This window comes from Streptomyces rimosus (assembly GCF_008704655.1).
Taxonomy (GTDB): Bacteria; Actinomycetota; Actinomycetes; order Streptomycetales; family Streptomycetaceae; genus Streptomyces; species Streptomyces rimosus.
In genome coordinates, this window is record NZ_CP023688.1 from 2,882,970 (window position 1) to 2,901,670 (window position 18,701).

13 protein-coding genes are annotated in these 18,701 nt (G+C 74.3%); 2 read left to right on the forward strand and 11 right to left on the reverse strand.

Annotation, left to right across the window (positions count from 1 at the left end; genetic code table 11):
• Positions 1-11: 11 nt before the first annotated feature.
• Entirely contained in the window at positions 12-1,181 is a 1,170-nt protein-coding gene (locus tag CP984_RS11700) for a cysteine desulfurase family protein (protein WP_003984973.1), read from the reverse strand.
• Positions 1,182-1,345: 164 nt separating this feature from the next.
• On the opposite strand from CP984_RS11700, the gene CP984_RS11705 reads away from it, so the two are divergent.
• Complete coding sequence (locus CP984_RS11705) at positions 1,346-2,200, forward strand: alpha/beta fold hydrolase (RefSeq protein ID WP_003987463.1); 855 nt, start codon at positions 1,346-1,348, stop codon at positions 2,198-2,200.
• A gap of 20 nt (positions 2,201-2,220) precedes the next feature.
• Here the strand turns inward: CP984_RS11705 and CP984_RS11710 are convergent, their stop codons facing one another.
• The 5 genes from CP984_RS11710 to CP984_RS11730 all read right to left on the reverse strand — a co-directional run bounded on the left by CP984_RS11710 (position 2,221) and on the right by CP984_RS11730 (position 12,086).
• The gene (locus CP984_RS11710; protein ID WP_030179051.1) at positions 2,221-7,419 is read right to left on the reverse strand and encodes an SAV_2336 N-terminal domain-related protein; all 5,199 of its coding nucleotides are present in this window, start codon (positions 7,417-7,419) and stop codon (positions 2,221-2,223) included.
• A complete protein-coding gene (locus tag CP984_RS11715; protein WP_003982849.1) occupies positions 7,416-8,435 on the reverse strand; it encodes an AAA family ATPase in 1,020 nt (339 codons plus the stop codon). The genes CP984_RS11710 and CP984_RS11715 overlap by 4 nt, the downstream gene beginning before the upstream one ends.
• A gap of 35 nt (positions 8,436-8,470) precedes the next feature.
• On the reverse strand, positions 8,471-10,708 hold the full coding sequence (locus CP984_RS11720; RefSeq protein ID WP_226048648.1) for a VMAP-C domain-containing protein: 2,238 nt from the start codon (positions 10,706-10,708) through the stop codon (positions 8,471-8,473).
• A 22-nt stretch (positions 10,709-10,730) separates the two neighbouring features.
• Positions 10,731-11,153, reverse strand: coding sequence for a CU044_2847 family protein (locus tag CP984_RS11725; protein WP_003982851.1), 423 nt, complete (start codon positions 11,151-11,153; stop codon positions 10,731-10,733).
• A 75-nt stretch (positions 11,154-11,228) separates the two neighbouring features.
• Positions 11,229-12,086, reverse strand: coding sequence for a thioesterase family protein (locus CP984_RS11730; protein WP_003982852.1), 858 nt, complete (start codon positions 12,084-12,086; stop codon positions 11,229-11,231).
• Positions 12,087-12,214: 128 nt separating this feature from the next.
• Between CP984_RS11730 and CP984_RS11735 the strand changes: the two genes are divergently transcribed.
• Positions 12,215-12,829 carry a trimeric intracellular cation channel family protein gene (locus tag CP984_RS11735; RefSeq protein ID WP_003982853.1) on the forward strand — a complete coding sequence of 205 codons (615 nt, stop codon included), beginning with the start codon at positions 12,215-12,217 and terminating at the stop codon, positions 12,827-12,829.
• A 13-nt stretch (positions 12,830-12,842) separates the two neighbouring features.
• Here the strand turns inward: CP984_RS11735 and CP984_RS11740 are convergent, their stop codons facing one another.
• The 5 genes from CP984_RS11740 to CP984_RS11760 form a co-directional block, all read right to left on the reverse strand.
• Positions 12,843-13,904 (reverse strand): alpha/beta hydrolase, encoded by a 1,062-nt coding sequence (locus CP984_RS11740; protein WP_003982854.1) that lies wholly within the window; start codon positions 13,902-13,904, stop codon positions 12,843-12,845.
• Between the two features lie 107 nt (positions 13,905-14,011).
• Positions 14,012-15,415, reverse strand: coding sequence for a M1 family metallopeptidase (locus CP984_RS11745; RefSeq protein WP_003982855.1), 1,404 nt, complete (start codon positions 15,413-15,415; stop codon positions 14,012-14,014).
• A 121-nt stretch (positions 15,416-15,536) separates the two neighbouring features.
• Positions 15,537-16,337 (reverse strand): class I SAM-dependent methyltransferase, encoded by an 801-nt coding sequence (locus CP984_RS11750; protein ID WP_003982856.1) that lies wholly within the window; start codon positions 16,335-16,337, stop codon positions 15,537-15,539.
• Between the two features lie 172 nt (positions 16,338-16,509).
• Positions 16,510-17,577 (reverse strand): ABC transporter ATP-binding protein, encoded by a 1,068-nt coding sequence (locus CP984_RS11755; protein ID WP_003982857.1) that lies wholly within the window; start codon positions 17,575-17,577, stop codon positions 16,510-16,512.
• Entirely contained in the window at positions 17,574-18,686 is a 1,113-nt protein-coding gene (locus tag CP984_RS11760) for an ABC transporter ATP-binding protein (protein ID WP_030179039.1), read from the reverse strand. The genes CP984_RS11755 and CP984_RS11760 overlap by 4 nt, the downstream gene beginning before the upstream one ends.
• Between the last annotated feature and the right edge of the window lie 15 nt (positions 18,687-18,701).

Here is an 18,701-nt window from a genome sequence, read left to right on the forward strand (position 1 = left end):
GGGAGCGCGCCTCAGCTCAGGCCCGCGCTCCGTGCCCGTTCCACCACCGGGCCGATCGCCTCCGCGACCGCCGCCACGTCCGCCTCGGTGGAGGTGTGGCCCAGCGAGAAGCGCAGCGTGCCGCGGGCCAGGTCCGCGTCCATGCCCGCGGCGAGCAGGACGTGGCTGGGCTGGGCGACGCCCGCCGTGCAGGCGGAGCCGGTGGAGCAGGCGATGCCCTGCGCGTCCAGGAGGAGCAGCAGGGAGTCGCCCTCGCAGCCGGGGAAGGAGAAGTGCGCGTTGGCGGGGAGCCGGCCCGCCGGGTCGGGGTCGCCGCCGAGGACGGCGTCGGGGGCGGCGGCCCGTACGGCCTTGACGAGGTCGTCGCGCAGCGCGCCGATGTCGCGGGCGAACTCCTCGCGGTGCGCGACGGCGTGCCGCGCTGCGGCGGCGAACGCGGCGATGCCGGGGGTGTCCAGCGTGCCGGAGCGCACCTGCCGCTCCTGACCGCCGCCGTGCAGGACGGGGACGGGCGCGTACTCCCGGCGCAGCAGCAGCGCGCCGAGGCCGTACGGTCCGCCGATCTTGTGCGCGGAGACGGTCATCGCGGCCAGTCCGGAGGCGGCGAAGTCCACCTCCAGCTGCCCGAACGCCTGGACCGCGTCGGCGTGCAGCGGAATGTCGAACTCCGCGGCCGCCCCGGCCAGTTCCCGGACCGGCATGATCGTGCCGATCTCGTTGTTGGCCCACATCACGGTGGCGAGCGCGACATCGTCGGGGTTGCGCGCGATCGCCTCGCGCAGCGCGTCGGCGTGCACCCGTCCGTACGCGTCGACGGGCAGCCATTCGACGCGCGCGCCCTCGTGCTCGGCGAGCCACTCCACCGCGTCCAGGACGGCGTGGTGTTCGACGGGGCTGGCGAGGACGCGGGTGCGGGCCGGGTCGGCGTCCCTGCGGGCCCAGTACAGGCCCTTGACCGCGAGGTTGTCGGCTTCGGTGCCGCCCGCGGTGAAGACCACCTCACTGGGGCGCGCGCCGAGCGCGGAGGCGAGGGATTCCCGCGCCTCCTCGACGGTGCGCCGGGCCCGCCGGCCCGCGGCGTGCAGCGAGGACGCGTTGCCGGTGACGGTCAGCTGGGCGGTCATCGCCTGCACCGCCTCCGGAAGCATCGGGGTGGTGGCGGCGTGGTCGAGGTAAACCATGGTGCGCACGATTCTACGAGCAGGCGCGGGGGCGCGTGCCGAGCGCGTGGGGGCTCGCCCGCACGCGCCGGGCCGCACCCGCGCACCCGGGGCCGCCGGGCGGACCGGCGCGGGTCCGGTGAAACCCCTCGACACCCCTGTAAGGAGTGTCTATCCTTACGGTCATGACACAGCAGTGGCGACTGGACCGTACGTACCGCAGCACCGCCGGCGCCGTGCGCTGGACCACCTTCGGGGAGGACGGCGCGCCGCCCCTGGTCCTGCTGCACGGGACGCCGTTCTCCTCCTACATCTGGCGGGACGTCGCCCGGGCGCTCGCCGGACGGTTCCAGGTGTACGTCTGGGACATGCCCGGCTACGGCGACTCCGAGATGGCCACCGGGCAGGACGTCTCCCTCGCCAAACAGGCCGAGGTCCTCACCGAACTGTTCGCGCACTGGGGCCTGGACGCCCGCGAACCCACCGTGGCCGCCCACGACTTCGGCGGCTACGTGGCACTGCGCGCCCACCTCGTACACGGGCTGCGCTACCGGCGCCTCGCCCTGCTCGACGCGGTCGTCCTCACCGGCTGGGGCTCCCCCACGTACCGGCTGCTCGGCAGCCACCCGGAGGTGTTCGGCCGGCTGCCGGCGGGCCTGCACCGGGCGCTGGTGACCGAGTACATCGGCTCGGGCAGCCACCCCGGACTGCACCCGGTCGCCCTGGAACGGATCGTCGCGCCGTGGTGCACCGAGGAAGGGCAGGCCGCGTTCTACCGGCAGATCGAGCAGAACGGGCTGGATCTCACCGATGACCTCGAAGGGCGGCTCGGCGAGCTGACCGTGCCGACGCTGGTGGGCTGGGGAGCGGAGGACTCCTGGCTGCCCGTCGCCTGGGCACACAAGCTGGCGGCGGCCGTCCCGGGTGCCCGCCTGCGCCTGTTCGAGGGGGCCGGGCACCTCGTGCAGGAGGACGCGCCGGCCGAACTGGCGGCGGTGCTGGCCGCGTTCGCGGGGGCGGACGCGAGCGGACCGGCGTAACGCGCCTCGCAGGGGCCGCGCTACGCCCCCGCCGCGCCCGGTTCCAGCGGAGAGGTGCGCTGCCGGGCGCGCGGGACCGTCTCGTTCGGCGTCTCGTACAGTCCGGTCGCCCGGTCCCAGCACGCGTGCGCCTGCTCGGCGTCCCCGGAGGCTTCGTACGCGTGTCCCAGCAAAGTGAGTCCGTCGGCCCATCGCCGGGTGTCGCCCAGCTCTTCGAAGAGCCGCACCGCGGCCCCCGCCGCCTGGACCGCGTCCTTGGCGGGGGCGACGGCGAGCAGCGACTCGGTGGTCCTGAGCTGCGTCAGGCCCGCCCAGAGCCGCTGCCCGGCCGCCTCGAAAAGGGACAGCGCCTCTTCCAGGGCCTCCAGCGCCTTCTCGTGGCCGCCCGTGCTCGCCCGGGCGACGGCGAGGAAGTACAGGGCCGTGCCGAGGCGGTGGCCCTGCCCGGCCGACCGGAAGATGCGTACGGCCCGCTCGGCGAGTTCGGCGCCCCGCTGCGGGGCACGGTCGCTTACCAACAGACGGGACCGCTCCACCAGGACCGCGGCCTCGCCGAGCCGGTCGCCCTGCACCTGACAGTGGCTCATGGCCAGGGTGAAGTGCTGTTCGGCATCGCTCCCGCCGAGCGCGAACGCCGCCGCGCCGCGCACCAGCGGGGCGCGGCCGCTGGTCACCGGGTCGCCCGCGTCGAGCCCGAGCCGGTACGCGCGGCGGGCCTCGTCGTCCGCCCGGTCGAACCGCTCGGCCATCAGGCAGGCGCGGGCGCACGCCAGCCGGGCGCGCCCCTCGGCGCGCCGGTCGTGGTCGGCGGCGGCCCGGTCGGCCACCGCACGCGCCGCGGCCTCGTACGGCTCCGTGTGCCGCCCCGTGCCCAGCAGCGGCGCGAGCAGGAGCAGCACGTCGGCGCCGCGGGCGGCGTGCCCGTCGGACAGCAGCTCCGCTGTCTGCCGCACCACGGACAGCGCCCCGGTGCCCTCCGCCGCCCACCAGTCCGCCGCGGCCCTGCGGTCGGCGAGACGCGGGGAGGTGACGGAGGTGCCGGCGGCGGCGACCTGGTGCAGCAGGGGCGCGTCGGGCGCGTCGAGGGCGTACGCCCGCAGGGCCGTGACCAGGTACCAGTCCAGCAGCCGGGACAGCGCGGCGCGGCGCTCCGCCGGTGAGGTGTGGGCGGTCAGGTTCTCGTACGCGAAGGAGGCGAGCGCCTCGCGGTGCCGGTAGCGGCCCGGTGCCGGGACCTTGACCAGGCCGGTCCGCGCCAGGGTGGCCAGGTGGGCCTGGGCGTCGGCGAGGTCGGTGCCGGCCAGGGCGGCCACGGCGCTCGCGGACAGGTCGGGGCAGTCCGGCAGCGCCAGCAGCCGGAAGGCGGCGAGCGCGGGCGGGGCGAGGTCGTGGGTCAGCCGCAGCGCGGTGGCGGTGATCAGGGCCTCGGCCGCCGTACGGTCCGTCCCGCCCTCCAGCATCAGTTCCGCCGCCACCGCGTCGACCGCGGCCTCCGAGCAGCCGCACGCTTCGAGCGCCGCACGCGCCACCGAGCGGCGGGCCGCCACCCGCTCCTCCCCCACCCGTAGCGCGAGGAGTTCCAGCGCGTCGGCCGTGCTCATGGCTTCCAGATGCAGGGACAGCACCCCGGGCAGCCCGGCCGGGGGCCGGTCGCGGCCGATGACCAGCGCGGCCCCCGGCGTCTCCGGGAGCAGCGGAAGCACCGGCTCCACGTCGCGCACCTCGTCCAGGACGACGATCAGGCGACGGCCACGGACCACCGCCCCGTAGAACGCGAGGCGTTCGGCGGGATCCTCGGGGATCTCCGCGGCCCGCAGGCCCAGTTGCCGCAGCAGCGCACCCGCCAGGTAGGCGACCGCCGCCTCCGGGTCGCCGGTCGCCGGCATGATCGCGTACAGCCGTCCGTCCGGGAAGCGTTCCTGCAGCGCGTCGGTCACCTGGGCCGCCAGGCTGGTCTTCCCGACGCCCGCGCCACCGGAGACGACGCAGGCGGTCCGCGCCGTCTCGCCCTCCCGGGCCAGGTGCTCCGTCAGCTGCCGTGCCTCGGCGCGCCGCCCGCCCGCCCGCTCCTGCCGGGGCCCGTACCGGCCGGCCCGCAGCATGCTGCGCAGGCCCGGGGAGACCGGCTCGTCGTGGGCCAGGGCGCGGGCGAGCAGTTCGCGGGTCCGCTTGCGGGCCGGGTCCAGGTAGAGCAGCCAGGTCAGCGCCTCTTCGGCGGCGGCGTGGCGGCCGAGCCGGAGTTCCGCCTCCGTACGGTCCTCGATCAGCGTGCGCCGCCAGTCGGCCAGGCGCCGGGACTCGGCGGCCAGGTACGGGCCGGACAGACCCGCCAGGGGCTCGCCGTCCCGCCACAGGGCGACGGCCGAGTCCAGCGCTTCCCAGGCGCGTTCCCAGTCGTGTGCGGCCCGCGCCTCGGCGGCCGTCGCGGCCAGTTCCTCGGCGTGGCGCAGGTCCACGACCATGTCCGTACCGCCGTACGGCCGCAGTGCGTATCCCCCGCCCTCGCTCACCAGGACGCCCGAGTCGGGGCCGAGGGCCTTGCGCAGCCGGGACGCGTACGTGCGCAGGGCCGCGGGCGCGGCGCGCGGCGGCTCGTCGCCCCACACGGCCTCGATCAGATCGGCCTCGGAGGCGGCGCGTCCACCGCGCAGCGCGAGCACGGCCAGCAGCGCCCGCTGCTGCGGGGAACCGACCGCCAGAGCCGTGTCCCCACGGTGCATCCGCACCCGCCCGAGCACGGTGATGCGCAGCGGCTCGCGCTCCGTCCGGGCCGGTGCCCCGTCCCGGGCGGACGCGTCCGCCCGCTCCGTCTCGCCCCAGCCCCACGCGCGCGCCAGCAGTTCGGCCAGGCGGGCGCGGGACGGGTACCGGGCGACCAGTTCGGCCAGCTCCGCCTGGGCCCGGGCGTAGTGGCCCAGCCGCAGGTCGGTCTCGATGCGGTCCTCGACCAGGGTCTGCCGCCACTCGGTCAGCCGGAGCCGTTCGGACTGCGCGTACGGGCCGGTGAGACCGCCCAGGGGCTCCCCCTGCCAGAGGCCGATGGCCGCGTCGAGCAGCGTACGGGCGCGGGCCCAGTCGCCCTCCTCGCCGGCGGCGCGGGCGGCGCGCTGGTACTCCTCGGCGCGCTCCAGGTCCACGTCGAGTTCGGTGCCGGCGTCGCCGCGCAGGGCGTAGCCGACACGCTCACGGGCCAGTATGTGTCCGTCCTCGCCGAGCGCCTTGCGCAGCCGGGCGACGCTGTGGTCCAGCGACGCGCGGGCACCGCGGGGCGGGTCGCCGCCCCAGAGGACGCCGAGCAGTTCGGCGTCGGAGGCCACGTCTTCGTGGTGCAGCAGGAGGGCCGCGAGCAGCGTGCGGTCCAGCCGGACCGGCAGCTCGATCCGCTGGTCCCCCCGCCACAGCCCCACCGGTCCGAGGAGGGTGGCGCGCAGCGGCTCGCGCGGTTCGTCGGCGGGCAGGACCGGTACGGGCGGGTGGGAGCGGACGGCGGGCTCGGCGGCTTCGTCCGGCGGCTGCGGCTCCGTATCCGTATCGGCCGCCTCCACGGTGGCCGTGGCGTACGGCCCGGCCACCACACCGGCCTCGGACGCCCCGGCCACCGCCCCGCCGCCCAGCCGCTCCAGCACCGGGCTGGCCAGTACGGCGAACGCCTGCGCCGACTCCTGGAGCCGCAGTTCCCCGGTCTCGTCGGCGACCAGCGCGGGGAAGTCGGGCAGCCGGCCCATGTACGGCTCCAGGGCGCGGCCGACCGCCTCGACGACGGCCAGGGACTGCTGGGTGCCCAGGCCGCTGAAGAGGAGTTCGCGCACGCCGGGACGGAAGTCGTAGACCGGCTGCCCGGCACCGGCGCCCAGCAGGCCGCCGAGCGGGCCGAGGGCAGACGCCCGGCGCGGGTCGGTGACCCGTTCCAGCAGCCCGCCGAGGAGGATCTCGGCGACCTGGGTGGGCCCGGCGTCGGTCATCGTGGCGGCCCGCACCAGCTGCATCAGGGGGACGGTGAGCGGGTTGATCGCGGAGAGGCGTACGGCCAGCCGGTAGGACTCGGGCGAGAACGCGCCGCGGAAGTGGGCGACCAGCTCCTCGGCCGATCCGGCGGGCCGCGGCGGGTCCTGCTCCGGGTCCTCGCCCAGCAGCACCGTGTCCACCAGGTGCGGGACGCCGGGGCGGGTGAGCAGCGCGGTCCACTGGCCGAGCCCGCCGGGCGTCAGCGGGACCACCGGCAGCGCCACCGTCCCCGGCTCCTCGGCCTCCGGGTCCGGCTCGCCGGTCAGCGGGTCCAGGACGGTGGTCCGGTCCGGTCCGCCGAACTCGACGGGCGAGGTCAGCAGCCGGGGCTGGGCGTCCAGCGCGGTGCCGCGCCACAGCCGCCGCGGCAGGGGGTGGAGCACCGCCACCGGTCCGTACCGCCCCCAGCCGCGCACCGCGCGCGCCGCGTCGGGGGTCCGCCACCCGGGGCTCGTGCCGTCGGTGAGGACGAACGTCAGCGTGGGGCCCGCGACCCACGGCAGCCGCCCCGGGACGGCCATCTTCCGGGGGTCGAGGGCGCACACGCGGACGCTCCGGAAGATGCCGCTGCGGTCCAGCACCGCGCGCAGTTCGCCGGCCAGCTGGCTCCACACCTGCATCGAGGGCGCGTCGTCCACCAACAGCACGGCGGACCAGCGGTGTTCGAGGTCCGGCCGGGACACCACGTCGAACAGCGCGGTCTCCGCGGCGAGCCGTACGGTCGCCTCCACGTCGGTGACGCGCCGGTGCGGGTGCGGCTGGAACCGGCGCAGCGGGCGCAGCGCGCGGGACAGGTGCTGGGGTCGGGCGAGGGCGCGGCGGCCCGGCGCCCGCGCGGGGCGTGCGCGGCGGCTGCGCGCGCTGCCGCCCTCGCTGCCCATCGCGTACAGGGAGCGCTGCGACGGCAGGACGGTGGCGCGGTCGCCGCCCGGCGCCGCTTCGGCCCCGTCGGTCTCCTGCTCGCTCCGCGCCGTATCCGGGCCTTCCGTTCCCCCGTCCTCCGCGCCTGTCTCCGCCGTGCCCTCCGCCGTCGGCTCCGTGCCCCCGTCATCGCTCCCGGGCGGGCCCGCGTCCGCCCGGGACTCCTCCTCGGCCGCGGCCTGCCGCCGCTCCCCCTCGCGCACCGCGCGGGCCAGCCACAGGACGTCCAGCAGCTCGTGCGCCCCCAGGTCGTAGCCCTGCCCGGCGAGGACCTGCCGCAGCCGGTCGATCATGGCGACATGGGTTCGTCCAGGCGGTGCATGACCGCGGAGAGCAGCTCGTCCTTGGTCAGGTCGGCACCCGTGATCCGCAGATGGACCGCGGCCAGCAGCTGGTCGGTCGCCAGCGTCTCGGTCTTGGAACGCTGGAAGAAGCCGTCGATCAGGTCCTCGGCCTCGGCGAGCGCGGCCGGGCCCAGGTTGTGGGCGATGATGTCGCGCAGCCGCTCGGGCGTCGGGTCGGGCAGGTCCAGGCGGACACAGCGGCGCAGGAAGGCGGGCGGGAACTCCCGCTCGCCGTTGCTCGTCATCACCACGACCGGGAAGTGCGCGCAGGAGACGACGCCGCGGTGCACGCGCACCCGCTCCCGGCTGCCGTCGGTCAGCACATGCACGTCCTGGTGCTGCTCGGACAGCCGGGCCAGCTCCGGGATCTCGAACTCGCCCTCCTCCAGGACCACCAGCAGGTCGTTGGGCAGGTCGATGTCGGACTTGTCCAGCTCGTCGACGAGCAGCACCCGCGGCCGGTCGGTGGCGGCCAGCGCCGTGCCCAGCGGTCCCAGGCGCAGATAGTGGCCGATGTCGGTGGTGAAGGCGCCGCGGTGGTCCTTGAGGCGGCGCGGTGCCGTACGGGCGGCATCCCGCTCGCGGCGCAGCGACGCCTCGCGCAGCCGGCCCACCGCGTCGTAGCGGTAGAGCGCGTCGGCGAGGGTGGAGCGACTGTTGACGGACCAGCGCAGCACGTCGCCGAGGCCCAGCTCGGCGGCGATGGCGCGGGCCAGCGAGCTCTTGCCGGTGCCGGGGCGGCCGGTGACCAGCAGCGGGCGGTGCAGGTGGAGGGCGGCGTTGACGACGGACACCTCGTTGCGGTCCATCAGATACGGCGCGGGCGCCTCGGGCCTCCTGCGCGCGGCGGCGAAGTAGCGCCACGGGGGCGCCGCGGGCAGCGGCGCGGGACCGCGGAACACCCACCAGCCCTCGGGCTCCGGCCCGGCTCCCGGGCCGTGGTCGGGTGTGCTCTCTCGGGCCACGGGTCGTTCTCCTTCGTCCTTGCTCACTTGCTGCGTCACGGCTGGGTCAGGACCCAGGCGTCCGGGGCCAGTTGCGGTGGCCGGTGGTCGGGCGCGTCGTACATCAGGGACAGCTGCCGTCCCCGGTGGTGCGTCGAGGCGGCCTCGGCGACCGCCTTGGCCCGCTCCAGGCGCACCGTCTCGGGCAGCTGGGTGTGGTGCCCGCCCTCGACCAGTTCGAGCAGGCCCGCGGCGATGTTCTCGCCGTGCTCCTCGCGGTGCCACAGGACGGTGTGCACGCCCGCCTGGACGCACTGGCGCAGCAGCGTCCCGTGGTGGCGCGGCTCGCAGCACACGATCACCGTGCCCACCTCGGGCTGCATCTCCAGCCGGGCGCGGGCCACCTTGCGGTCGGTGGCACCGTGGTCCAGGACCAGGCTGCGGGCGCCGTCCAGGGCGGCGGTGCGCCGCTTCCACCCGGCGTAGCTCTCGCGGGAGCGCCGGGCGGTGCGGATCACCACCCGGCGCGTGAACCCCAGTTCGAAGGGGCCGTCCTCGTCGCTGTCGAAGGACTCCCAGCGGTCCACCGGCAGGCCGAGCCAGGCGGCGGGCAGGAAGAACTCGACGAGCGCGGGCTCGGGGTCCTCACGGATCTCGTTGACCAGGACGCGGTGGATGTCGTCCACGACCTGTTCGCTGGTCACCTCCGCGTCCTGGGCGAGGACGAGGACGTGCGGGGCGTCGCCGCCGCTCCAGGCCCACACCTGGTACGTGAAGTGCCGCCCGGTGGCGGCGGGCAGCAGCTCCACCTGGACGCGGGGCACCTTCGACAGCCGTGTGCCGTTGCGGTGCGCGGCCGGGGCCGTGCCGTTCGGCCGGGGCATCATGGTCACGGCGGCGCTGCCGACCCCCGCCCAGCTGCCCGCCCGCTGCTCGTGGTGACCGCGGGCGGCGGCCCGGTGCTCCGTCGCGACGGCCCGCGCGCGCTCGGCGTGGTGGTCCCGCACATCGGCCGTGTACTGCCGTACGGCGGCCAGGTCCACCCCGAGCCGGGCGGCGGCGCGCTGCGCCCAGGCCGCCAGGTCCTCGGCCAGGTCCGGGCCCGCCTCGCTCTCCTCCACACCGATGCGCACCACGCCCTGGAGCAGCGGCGGCATCAGCTGGTCGCCCGGGGCGTCGTACCCCTCCAGGACGTCGAGGGCGTCGGCCAGGCCGGTCACCGCGGGCAGTTCGATGGCGTGCGGCAGGACGGTGTCCAGCAATGCGCGGGGGTCCGTGCGGACGCACTGTGCCAGCAGGCCGGTCAGGCCGCGCCGCTGGCCGTGGGTCAGGCACTCGCCGGGGCTGACCGTGCGGGCCACCTTGCGCAGCCGCTCCCACTGCGGGCCGCTGCCGTCCGGCGCCACTTCGCGTACGGCCTGGAGGAGTTCGGGCACGCCGCGCCGGACGCCCACGGCCAGGCCGACCAGCCGGTCGAGGTCGGCGCCGAGGCCGCGGGACGGGCGTCCCAGCCGGGAGGCGAGCAGCTCCTCGCAGCGGCGGACCAGGTCCGGGGTGGTCAGTACGGTCTCCAGCACGGCCAGCAGCTGCTGGACGCCGCGCCGGGCGGTGGGCACCACGGGCGGCGGCAGGTCGGGCAGTTCGGCCTCGATGGCGGGGATGCTGATCGCGTACAGCGTGGCGGCGGCCGGGGGCCGGTTCGCCGTGCGGGCGCCGGCCGCGGTCTGGAGGTCGGCCACCACGATGCCGACGACGGCCTGCCGCTCGCGGTCCCACAGCGGCCCGCCGCTGAAGCCCTCCTTGACCTCCGTGCCGCCCACCACGTCCAGCGCCACCCAGGGCGGCGCGGAGACCCGGGGCACCGCGCGCACGGTGGGCAGCGGGTGGCCGCTGGCCCACAGGGCGATGACCTCGTTGCCGTAGGCGTGCGAGAGGAAGGGGGCCGGTTCGGCGCCGGTGGGCGCGGGGCCCGGAAGCCGGAGTGCGGCCAGGTCGCCGTGGTAGAGCAGCGCGCCGGGCGGCACGGACCCGCTGCCGCCCGGCGCACGCGGCGGGCTCCACATGGCGGGGTCGACCTGTGCGGTCAGCTCGCGGTCGGGCGCGACGTGCGGCAGCCGGAGACGGACGGTGTGGCCCGGCCCCGGCAACGCCTGCTCGTAACGGTCCCGGCCCAGCGCGCTGTTGACGACGTGCGCGCAGGTCAGTACGAGATCGTCGCTGACCAGCACGCCCGCGCCGACGGCCCGTCCGTCGCCGCGGACCGATACGAAGGAGCGGTACAGCGGCTGATCCACGCCGGACACCACCACGCCGTCCTCAGGTCGTACTGCCGCTGCCGGTGTTCCAGGTGGCGGAGACCTTGAAGCTGGCCTCGCCGTTGCCGGAGAAGACCCCCAGGCTCAGGTCCGAGCCGAGGGTGACCCCGAACTCCACCGTGACCTCGTCCGGCCGGTGATCCCCGTTGGCCAGCGAGCGGTGGATGCTGCCCAGGACGGAGCCGAGCGGGCGCAGCGCGCCCTCCAGCGCCTCGCCGCCCCGGGTCAGCGCCCGGGCGACCCGTCCGTCCACGCTGACCGGCCGGGCGCTGCCGTAGCCGTCGGGCAGTTCCAGCTCCCCGTCGTCGGGCTTTGCGGCCGACGCCCCGTCGGGCAGCGCCTGGCCGCCCGCGCCGGTCGGTGTCAAGTGCAGCCAGACGACCGTGTCTTCGTCGATGCTCAGTGGCAGTGGCATGTCCCCCATGTGATCAGTCTGGCACGTCGCCCTGGCCTGCGCGCCCCCTTTGGAACAGGCGGTTCGCGCGGGCGCCTCCGGCGGTCACGCCGCCGCGGCGGGCTTCGGCGCGCGGGCGAGCTGGCGGGACTGGGCGACGAGGCGGTCCGCGCTGTCCCAGACCTCCGCGTCCTCCTCCAGGAAGCCGCCCGCCAGGTTGCGGGTGGTAATGGCGACGCGCAGCGGGCCCGGGGCCGGGCGGCAGCGGATGTGGGTGGTCAGCTCGACGGTGGGGACCCAGCCGGTCAGGCCGATCTCGAAGGCGGTGGGCGGCAGCGCGTCGACCGTCAGCAGCAGCGAGAGCGGGTCGGGGTCGCGGCCGTCGGCGAGCCCGAACCAGCCGCGCATCTCGCCGTTCCCGGAGGGCGCGCCGACGGCCCAGCCGCAGGTCGCCGGGTCCAGCCGGATGGTGAGCCGGTCGGCGATGGCGGTGCTGCCGGGGATGGGCGACTGCCCCTCGGGGGCGCTGTCGGTACCGAGGCAGTGTTCGTACGGCGGGATGGCGGGCGGCTTGGCGGTGGTGCGTACGTCGTCGTCGAGCGCGTCGAGGTCGCCGTACGCGGCGAGCACCCGCAGCCGCTCCACCTCGGTGCCGTCCTCCTCGAACTGGACGAGGGTGGCGGTGCCGGTGGACATGGTGCGGCCGGTGCGCACGGTCTCGGTGCGGATGACGGCCGGGCCGGGGACGGAGGCGGTCAGGTAGTGCGCGGTGACCGAGAAGGGGTGGGGGTGCGGCAGGGCGTCGCCCAGGGCCCGGCCCATGAGGGCGAGCAGGTAGCCGCCGTTGACCGCGTGGATGATCGTCCAGCCGGCCGAGAGGTCGGCCTCGTAGTGCCCGGGGGCCCGGCGGACGACCGCCGTGTCGCGGTCGAATTCGCTGTTGCCTATGGTCACCTGTGCCATGCGTGGCACGCTACACGGATTTGTTACCGGCCGGTAGACCCTTTCCTCTTCAACCGCCGGCCGGCGATCGGCCCGCCCGTACCGCCACGGACGCGCGGCACGGCCCGGCGGCCTGAGATCATGCCCCCATGCTTCACGTGCTCTACCTGGTCGGCATCGCGGCCTTCGCCGCGAGCGGGGTGCTGGCCGCGTACCGCGCCAACATGGACCCGTTCGGCGGTCTGGTGCTGGCGTTCGCCGCCGCCACCGCCGGCGGCACCCTGCGCGGCCTGATCCTCGACGACCACCCGCTCTACTGGACCCACGACTGGGTCCTGCTCACCCTGATCATCTGCGTCAGCGTGGGCACCATCGTCTATCTGCGCTACTGGCAGCTCCCCCGCAAATCCCTGCTCGTCGTCGACGCGGTCGGACTCTCGGTCGTCACCGTCATCGCGGCCCGCGCCGCCATCGCCGCGGGCGCCACCCCGCTGGCGGTGCTCATCCTCGCGGTGATGAGCGGCGTGGTCGGCGAGGTCATCCGCGACGTGCTGTGCGGCGAGTTCCCGCCGCTCCTGCTGCGCGAGGACGTCTACGCCATCGCCGCCCTCGCGGGCGCCGCCTCCTACCTGGGCCTCCACCACCTCCACGTCCGCGCGGACGTGGCCGCCGTGGTCTCCGCCGGCCTGGTCTTCGCGCTGCGGATGGCGGCCGTCTACTTCGGCTTCCACCTGCCGCGGCCGCAGCAGCTGAAGCCGCGGTGATTCCGCCCCGGCTCTACGCCGACGGCCGCGGCACGTCCAGCTCCTGGCTCAGCCACCCGAACGCCGCCGGATACATCCGCGTCCACGTCCCGTAGTTGTGGCCGCCGGTCGGCAGGACCAGCGTCCTGACCCGGGTGGGGGTGCCCTCGGCGGCCCTCTTGAGGCGTTCGATGTTGGCAGGCGGGCTGATCGGGTCCTGGGCCGAGGTGGCCAGGAACAGGCCGACATCGGCCTTGGCGTGGCGGACCAGCCACTGCGGGCTGTTGCGCTGCCGCAGCGCCGGGTCGGTGAGCACGTCCGGGTCGCCGGTCAGCGGGTCGGGGTCGAAGGCCACGCCCGCGCCGAACTTCTTCGGGTACTGCAACGGCAGCTTGGCCGCGCAGAACCCGCCGGTCGAGAAGCCGAGCAGGCCCCAGTTCTTGGGTCCGGGCGCGGTACGGAAGTGGTTGCCGATCAGGTCCGTGACGTCGTTCGCGAGCCAGGTGGCGGTCTTGTGGTTCGGCACGTCGGTGCAGTCCGTGTCGACGCTGCCCGGGTTGACGACGGGCATGGCGAGGATGAAGGGGTGCGCCGCGTTGCCCTCGACGAGCTGCTGGAGGTCGCCGGGCATGCCGCCCTGTTCGAGCCAGGACTGCGGGGAGCCGGGCACGCCGTGCAGCAGCATCACGACCGGGAACTTCGTCTTCCGGTACGCCGGGTCGTCGTACTGCGGCGGCGTCCAGACCATCACCTGCCCCGACAGATGGGACTTGGCGCCGCGGAAGTACGTGTCCTTGATGCCGTTCGGGCCCTCGTTGAACTTGGCGCGCCCGACCGGCGGCCCGGGCATGGCGACCGCCCCCTGCTCGGTGCCCAGCAGGTCGTCCCAGGAGGCGTACAGGCCGTAGCTGTTGTTGATGGCCACCGCGACGACGCAGATGGCGGTGAGCTGACACAGGCCGATCAGGATGATCCGGGCCAGCCAGCGCACCGGCTGCGGCCCGCGGACCCGGCCCCACAGGACCAGCGTGGCGAGGACCGCGAGGACCGTCGCGATCAGCAGCACCACGAAGAACGGGGTTCCGGTCAGGCTCATTCGGCGTCCCCTTCCACCGCTCGTACCTAGATCAACGGTACGGGACGCGGCGCGCCGTACCCCGGGGGCGGGGCGGCGTGCCGCGCCGCCCCCGGGGCGCCCGCGCGTCAGGGCAGGGCCGGCTTGCCGGTCGTGTCGAGCCAGGTGTGGAAGAGGTCGTCGAGCTGCTGTCCGGAGATCTTCTCCGCCAGCGCGATGAACTGCCGGGTCTCCGCGTTGCCGTACCGGTGCAGCTTCGTCCAGGCGGGCAGCAGCCGGAAGAACGCCTGGTCACCGATGCGCTCGCGGAGCACCTGGAGCGTCATCGCACCGCGCGAGTAGACCGCCTGCGCGAACATGGTGTCCCGCTGCGGATCGCTGATTTTGATCTTCCAGAAGTCGGATTCGGCGGGCCGGGCCGCGTACGCCGCGCGGAAGGCGTCGTGCGCGGTGCGGGTGCCCTTGTGCTCGTCCCACAGCCACTGCGCGTACGAGGCGAAGCCCTCGTTGAGCCAGATGTGCTGCCAGTTCTTCACCGAGACCGAGTCGCCGAACCACTGGTGGGCGATCTCGTGGGCGATGGTCGACTCGCTGCGGACGGCCGAGTAGATCGGCTTGCTCTGGGTCTCCAGGGAGAAGCCCGCCTGCGGCATGTCGTCGACGATCGCGCCGGTCTCCTCGAAGGGGTACGGGCCGAAGACCTTGGACCAGTAGTCGGTCACCGCGGCGGTGATGCCGTAGACGTCGACGGTGCCGGTGGGCAGCTTCGGGTCGGTGGCGACGTAGATCGGGATGCCGCCGGGGGTGGTGCCGGTACGGACATCGAACGTGCCGATGGTGGCGGTCGCCAGGTACGTGGCCATCGGCTTGCGCTCGCGCCAGTGGAAGTACGAGCGCCCGTCCTCGTCCCACGCGTCCACCAGCCGCCCGTTGGAGACACCGGTCAGGCCCTCGGGCGCGTCGATGCGGATGTCATAGGTGGCCTTGTCGCCCGGGTGGTCGCTGGAGGGGAACCAGGTGGACGCGGCGTTGGGCTCGCAGGCGACGAAGACCCCGTCGGCGGTCTTCATCCAGCCGTAGTCGGAGCCGAAGACGATGGGCCCGCTGAGCGGCAGCGGCACGCCGCCGTAGACGACCTCCACGGTGAAGCGCTCGCCCTCTTCGAGAGCCTGCCCGGGCGTGATGGTGATCTCGTCGCCGGAGCGGGTGAACTTCGCGCGTCTGCCGTCCACCTCGATCGAGGTGACCTCCAGCTTCTGGAGGTCGAGGTTGAAGGAGGTAAGGTCCTGGGTGGCGCGGGCGGTCAGTTCGGTGCGGCCGTCGAGGCGGCCGGTGGCGGGTTCGTAGCTGACGCCGAGGTCGTAGTGCAGGGCGTCGAAGCCGCCGTTGCCGAGGTTGGGGAAGTACGGGTCGCCGACGCCCGGGGCTCCGGGTGCGGCGGCGGGGGCCGCGGCCAGGGTGAAGGTCGCGGCCACCGCGGTGGCGAGGGGGAGCAGACGGGCGGAGCGACGTGCTGAACGGGAGAGTGCCATGAGCCGTCCCTTCGAACACACGGATGTCGTCCGATGCACAACCGCGCCGACTCTGCACTCTTCTGTCGTTTTTCACTCCGGACTTTGCCAACTCGTCATGCTCAGCTGAACAGTTGACGCTTCACTCAGACTGCTTTCCGGCCACGTAGAGAATCTTCCGGCAGGCGTCCTCGTCCGGTACGTCGGTGAGCTTGCGGCCCTCGACACCGTGCGCCGCGATCAGCCGCAGACCGGCAGCGGCCAGCTGCCCGCGCACCGTGGCGTCGGAGTGATGGTGGTAGAGGTGCCGGGAGGAAATCCGGCGCCAGGTGTCCTCGCCGGTACGCGCGAAGTAGTCGTGGGTGACGTCCACGACCGTGTCCGGCTCCACCGGTACGGGCCCGCCGCGCCACACGTCGAACCGGCCGTCCCGGTCCGCCACCTTGGTCACCGCGTAGTCGCGCCGGAAGCTGCCCAGCGTGGTCATGTCGAAGACCAGCACACCGTCGTCCGCCAGCTGCCGGCCCAGCCCCGCGAAGGCGCCGGCCAGCTCCTCGCCGGACAGGTAGGCCAGCGGCTCGCCCATGCACGTGACGACGTCGAAGGAGCCGAGGTCCGGCATGTCCCGCAGGTCGGCGACGTGGAACGGCACCCCGGCCGCCTCCGGCTTGGCGCGCGCCGCCTCGATCATCTGCGGTGAGAGGTCGCAGCCGGTGACCGTGTACCCGAAGCGGTCGCGCAGGGCCAGGGTCCCGCGCCCGGTGCCGCACCCCGCGTCCAGCAGCCGGGTGCCGGCCGGGCCGTACCGCTCGGCGAGCTTGCGGTAGAAGGTGATCCAGCGCAGCAGATACGGGTCCTCGACGATGGTGTCGTAGTCCGCCGCGACCGCCTCATAAGCGGTCAGCGCGGGGTCGGGGGCCGGGCCTTCGGGCTGCGCGGACAAGATTCCACCTCTCGTGGGGGCGGCCGGCGGGTGGCCGTGTGCCGCCGGGGCGCGCTCGAATCTATGGTCGGCAAACCCGCCGGTCAAGGCCGGTACGGGAACGCCGGGAGGCCGGTGCGGGGCAGCGGTCGGGTACCGCCCCGCACCGGCCTCCCGCCCGGCCCGCGCCGCCTCAGGCGGTCTTCGCGGGCTCGCCGTCCCGTACGCCGTCCGGCGCGTTCTCCGGATGGTGGCAGGCCACCTCGTGCCCCGTGCGCAGCGCCACCAGCGGCGGCTCGGTGGTCGCGCACACCTCGGTCGCCTTCCAGCACCGGGTGCGGAACCGGCAGCCGGAGGGCGGGTCGATGGGCGAGGGCACGTCGCCCTTGAGCAGGATGCGGTCGCGCTGGGTGCGCCGCTTCGGGTCGGGCACCGGCACGGCGGACAGCAGCGCCTTGGTGTACGGGTGCATCGGCGCCTCGTACAGCGACTTCCGGTCCGCCAGCTCCACGATCTTGCCGAGGTACATCACCGCGATCCGGTCCGAGACGTGCCGGATGACGGACAGGTCGTGCGCGATGATGACGTAGGTCAGGCCCAGTTCGTCCTGGAGGTCGTCCATGAGGTTGACGACCTGCGCCTGGATGGAGACGTCCAGCGCGGAGACCGGCTCGTCGGCGACGACCAGCTTGGGCTTGAGGGCCAGCGCCCGCGCGATGCCGATGCGCTGCCGCTGGCCGCCGGAGAACTCGTGCGGATAGCGGTTGTAGTGCTCCGGGCTCAGCCCCACCAGCTCCAGCAGCCGCTGCACCTCCTTCTTCAGGCCGCCCTCGGGCTCGACGCCCTGGAGGCGGAAGGGGGTGCCGACGATGCCGCCGATGGTGTGCCGCGGGTTCAGCGACCCGTACGGGTCCTGGAAGATCATCTGTACGTCGCGGCGCATCGGGCGCAGCTTGCCCGGCGGCAGATGGGTGATGTCGCGGCCCTCGAACTCGATGGTGCCGCCGGTGGGCTCGTCCAGCCGGGTGATCAGCCGGCCCATCGTCGACTTGCCGCAGCCGGACTCGCCGACCACGCCCAGGGTCTCCCCCGGCCGCACCTCGAAGTCGATGCCGTCGACCGCCTGCACCGCGCCCACCTGCCGCTTGAGCAGGCCCTTGGTGATCGGGAAGTGCCGTACCAGGCCGCGCACCTTCAGCAGCGGCGCGGCGCTCTCGTCCGTCGTGCCGGCCGTGCCGCCGGTCTCTTCAGTCTCGGTCACAGCTTCGGCGCAATCTCTTCGGTCCAGATCCGCGCCCGCTCCTCGGGCGCCATGTGGCACGCGGCGAAGTGGCCTCCCCCGCCGGCCACGCCCCCATTGCCGACCTCGCGCAGTTCGGGGCGGACCGTGCGGGTCAGGTCGTCCTCGGGGACGTCCGCGTACGGGCAGCGGGGGTTGAAGGCGCAGCCGGACGGGACGTTGATCAGGCTGGGCGGCGATCCCTTGACCGGGATCAGGCGGTCGGTCTGCTCCCGGTCGATGCGCGGCATCGACCCCAGCAGGCCCCAGGTGTACGGGTGCTGCGGCTCGGAGAAGATCTTCTCCGCCGGGCCGCGCTCGATGCACCGGCCGCCGTACATCACCAGCAGCTGGTCGGCCAGCTCGGCGACCACGCCCAGGTCGTGGGTGATGATGATGACCGCGGAGCCGAACTCCTTCTGAAGGTCGCGGATCAGGTCCAGGATCTGCGCCTGCACGGTGACGTCCAGGGCGGTGGTGGGCTCGTCCGCGATCAGCAGCTCGGGGTTGTTGACCAGCGCCATGGCGATCATCGCGCGCTGGCGCATGCCGCCGGAGAACTGGTGCGGGTGGTCGTCGACCCGTTTGTCGGGCTGCGGGATGCCGACCCGGTCCAGCATCTCGACCGCCCGCTTGCGCGCGGTCTTCTTGTCCACGGCGTGGTGGACCCGGTACGCCTCCACGATCTGCTGGCCGACTGTGTAGTACGGGTGCAGCGCGGACAGCGGGTCCTGGAAGATCATCGCCATCTCGCGGCCGCGCAGCCTGCGCACCTCGTCCGGGTCGGCGCCGACCAGCTCCTTGCCGTCCAGCCAGATCTCGCCGGACATGTCCACCTTGCTGCGCTGCTGCCGGGAGGCCCGGTGCAGACCCATGATCGCCAGCGAGGTGACGGACTTGCCGGAACCGGACTCGCCGACGATGCCGAGGGTGCGGCCCTTCTCCAGGGTGAAGGACAGGCCGTCCACGGACTTCACGATGCCGTCGTCGGTGGGGAAGTGCACCTTCAGATCGCGCACTTCGAGGAAGGCCGTGGGCGCCTTCGATCCCGCCGGGGCCGGTTCGCCGACCGCGGCGCCGGTTTTGGTCAGGTCGGTCGGGGCGGC

Excerpts from the sequence above, each read along its gene's own strand:
- CP984_RS11735 (WP_003982853.1), top strand. The coding sequence starts at position 12,215 with ATGCTTCACGTGCTCTACCTGGTCGGCATCGCGGCCTTCGCCGCGAGC.
- CP984_RS11740 (WP_003982854.1), bottom strand. The coding sequence starts at position 13,904 with ATGAGCCTGACCGGAACCCCGTTCTTCGTGGTGCTGCTGATCGCGACG.
- CP984_RS11700 (WP_003984973.1), bottom strand. The coding sequence starts at position 1,181 with ATGGTTTACCTCGACCACGCCGCCACCACCCCGATGCTTCCGGAGGCG.
- CP984_RS11725 (WP_003982851.1), bottom strand. The coding sequence starts at position 11,153 with ATGGGGGACATGCCACTGCCACTGAGCATCGACGAAGACACGGTCGTC.
- CP984_RS11710 (WP_030179051.1), bottom strand. The coding sequence starts at position 7,419 with ATGATCGACCGGCTGCGGCAGGTCCTCGCCGGGCAGGGCTACGACCTG.
- CP984_RS11745 (WP_003982855.1), bottom strand. The coding sequence starts at position 15,415 with ATGGCACTCTCCCGTTCAGCACGTCGCTCCGCCCGTCTGCTCCCCCTC.
- CP984_RS11705 (WP_003987463.1), top strand. The coding sequence starts at position 1,346 with ATGACACAGCAGTGGCGACTGGACCGTACGTACCGCAGCACCGCCGGC.
- CP984_RS11730 (WP_003982852.1), bottom strand. The coding sequence starts at position 12,086 with ATGGCACAGGTGACCATAGGCAACAGCGAATTCGACCGCGACACGGCG.